This window comes from Kitasatospora sp. NPDC059571, assembly GCF_042735675.1.
GTDB lineage: Bacteria > Actinomycetota > Actinomycetes > Streptomycetales > Streptomycetaceae > Kitasatospora.
The window spans coordinates 1-2866 of the sequence record NZ_JBHWBW010000261.1 but is presented as its reverse complement, the minus strand read 5'-3'; the positions used below and the strand labels follow the sequence as shown (position 1 = coordinate 2866).

At 72.9% G+C, this 2866-nt stretch carries 3 protein-coding genes; 1 reads left to right on the top strand and 2 read right to left on the bottom strand.

The annotated features are described in order from the left end of the window. Both ACFV0G_RS25115 and ACFV0G_RS25110 read right to left on the bottom strand, forming a co-directional pair. A partial coding sequence (locus tag ACFV0G_RS25115; RefSeq protein ID WP_380552112.1) for an acyl-CoA carboxylase subunit epsilon occupies nucleotides 1-205 on the bottom strand: 205 nt, incomplete at its 3' end. Beyond that, nucleotides 205-1803: an acyl-CoA carboxylase subunit beta gene (locus ACFV0G_RS25110; RefSeq protein ID WP_380552109.1), complete on the bottom strand. Its 1599-nt coding sequence runs from the start codon at nucleotides 1801-1803 to the stop codon at nucleotides 205-207. The genes ACFV0G_RS25110 and ACFV0G_RS25115, both read right to left, overlap by 1 nt. Before the next feature lie 236 nt (nucleotides 1804-2039). Between ACFV0G_RS25110 and ACFV0G_RS25105 the strand changes: the two genes are divergently transcribed. Next, entirely contained in the window at nucleotides 2040-2702 is a 663-nt protein-coding gene (locus ACFV0G_RS25105; RefSeq protein ID WP_380552106.1) for a TetR/AcrR family transcriptional regulator, read from the top strand. Nucleotides 2703-2866: the final 164 nt, after the last annotated feature.

The window sequence follows — 2866 nt, the reverse complement described above, 5'->3', positions numbered from 1 at the left end:
CGGGCGGGGGGGCCCCCGGCCCCCCCCCCCCCCGGGGCGGGGGGGGGGGGGGGGGGGCGCCCCCCCCCCCCCCCCGGCCGCGGATCCCGGTCGGCCGGTGCCGCATCACGACGGCCAGCAGCGCGGTGATCGCGGCGAGTTCCTCGGGGTCCGGGTTGCCGTGCACGACCCGGACCAGCGGCGTCGGTCCGTCCCGGCCGGCCATCAGACGGGCTGGTTGCCGTGCTTGCGGCCGGGCAGGTCGGCGTGCTTGAGGCGCAGCACCGCCAGGGCGTCCGCCAGGACCCGCCGGGTGTCGGCCGGGTCGATGACGTCGTCCACCAGGCCGCGTTCGGCGGCGTAGTAGGGGTGCATCAGCTCGCTCTTGTACTCCTTGATCTTCTGTGCGCGCATCGCCTCGGGGTCCTCGGCGGCGGCGATGTCCCGGCGGAAGATGACGTTGGCGGCGCCCTCGGCGCCCATCACGGCGATCTCGTTGATCGGCCAGGCGTAGGAGAGGTCCGCGCCGATCGAGCGGGAGTCCATGACGATGTACGCGCCGCCGTAGGCCTTGCGCAGGATGAGCTGGATGCGCGGCACGGTGGCGTTGCAGTAGGCGTAGAGCAGTTTGGCGCCGTGCCGGATGATCCCGTCGTGCTCCTGCCCGACGCCGGGCAGGAAGCCCGGGACGTCGACCAGGGTGACGATCGGGATGTTGAACGCGTCGCACATCTGCACGAAGCGGGCGGCCTTCTCGCTGGCGTGGATGTCCAGCACCCCGGCCAGCGACTGCGGCTGGTTCGCCACGATGCCGGCCACCTGGCCGTCGATCCTGCTCAGCGCGCAGATCACGTTGGTCGCCCAGCCCGGCTGGATCTCGAAGTAGTCGGCGTCGTCGACGACCTCCTCGATCACCTTGCGCATGTCGTAGGGGCGGTTGCCGTCGGCGGGCACCAGGTCGAGCAGTGCCTCGCAGCGGCGGTCGGCCGGGTCGCCCGACGGCTCGGCGGGCGGCAGCTCCCGGTTGTTCTGCGGCAGGAGCGACAGCAGGCAGCGCACCTCCGCCAGGCAGGTCTCCTCGTCGTCGTAGGCGAGGTGCGAGACGCCCGAGACGCCGGAGTGGACGTCCGCCCCGCCGAGCCCGTTGTGCGAGATCTGCTCGCCGGTCACCGCCTGCACCACGTCCGGGCCGGTGATGAACATCTGCGAGATCCCGCGGACCATGAAGACGAAGTCGGTCAGCGCCGGCGAGTACGCCGCGCCGCCGGCGCACGGGCCGAGCATCACGCTGATCTGCGGGATGACGCCCGAGGCCCGGGTGTTGCGCCGGAAGATTCCGCCGTAGCCGGCCAGTGCGGTCACGCCCTCCTGGATCCGCGCCCCGGCCCCGTCGTTGAGCGAGACCAGCGGCGCCCCGGTGGCGAGGGCCATGTCCATGATCTTGTGGATCTTCTCCGCGTGGGCCTCGCCGAGCGCCCCGCCGAAGATCCGGAAGTCGTGCGCGTAGACGAACACCGTCCGGCCGTGGACGGTGCCCCAGCCGGTGATGACGCCGTCGGTGTGCGGCTTCTTCGCCTCCAGGCCGAAGCCCTGGGCGCGGTGCCGCCGCAGCGGCTCCACCTCGCGGAAGGAGCCGTCGTCCAGCAGCAGTGCGATGCGCTCCCGGGCGGTGAGCTTGCCCTTGGCGCGCTGTGCCTCGGTCGCCCGGGGTGACGGCCCGTCCTGCACCGCGGTGCGGACGGCGCCGAGCTCGGCCACGCGGCCGCGCAGGTCCCGGTGCTGAGGCGCCGTCGCGACCGGACGGGCGCGGGGCTGAGTCGTCATGAGGATGCCTCCATCGGCAGGAGCCCGGCCGGGGCCGGCCCGGCTCGATGGGCCAAACATACACTCAAGTCCATTCGGTGGCTAGGAGCTAAAAATGAACTCTGATCCACTAAGGTTGCATCGCCCCTGGTCGGGAGGGCGGTGAGGCGGCGTTGACATGGATTTAACTCTATGTTTGGGTTGAAGGACATCAATGCACTCCAGTGCAGCAGCGACGATGTCACCTGGAGGCCTGCGTGCGTCAACCCTCGGACGCCGGACCGGCCGTGACCACGCGGCGGGCCCGCAACAAGGAGCGCGCCAGGGAGCGCGTCTACGCCTCGGCCATGACTCTGATCAGCCAGAAGGGCTATGCGGACACGTCCGTCGCGGAGATCGCGGAACATGCCGACATCGCGCGCGGCACCTTCTTCAACTACTTCCCGCGCAAGGAGGCCCTGGTCAACGCCTGGGCGGAGCAGCGCAGAGCACGGCTGATGTGCCGTCTGGGCTCGCGCCCGCAGCGCGGCCTGGGCGTCGCCGAGGCGCTGCGCGCCTGCATGTCCGACCTCGGCGACCTGAACGAGGAGGACCCGGCGCTGAGCATGGCGATGCTCACCGCGTGGGTGCAGGCCGGGCGCCCGCTGGACGAGGAATCGCACCTCGGGGCGATCTTCTCCGGGATCGTGGCAGCCGGCCGGGCCCGGGGCGAGGTCTCCTCCGCGGTCGACCCCGGCCTGGTCGGCGAGGTGCTGCGCGACCTCTACCTGGGCGCCCTCTATCGCTGGATCCGGCAGTTCCCGGCGGTGCGGGAGTACCGTCCGCTCGGCGCCGACCTGCAGGCCGACCTGCAGCAGGCCCTCGATCTGCTGCTGAACGGCGTGGCCGCCCCCGCCGGGCCGCACCACGACCCGCGCTGACCCCGTCTCCGGGCCCCCTCCCCCGGGGTTCGGGCCGGTTCCGCCGGCACCCTGGGCCGGTCCTGGATCAGGCGCTCCGAAAGGGCCGTGGGGGGGGGGGGGGGGCCGCGGGCGCGCGCGCGGGGGGGCGGGGGGGGTGGGGGGGGCGCGCGCGGGGGGGCGGC

Bases quoted from the DNA above. Each gene is read 5' to 3' on its own strand.
- ACFV0G_RS25110 (WP_380552109.1), bottom strand. From the start codon at position 1,803: ATGACGACTCAGCCCCGCGCCCGTCCGGTCGCGACGGCGCCTCAGCAC.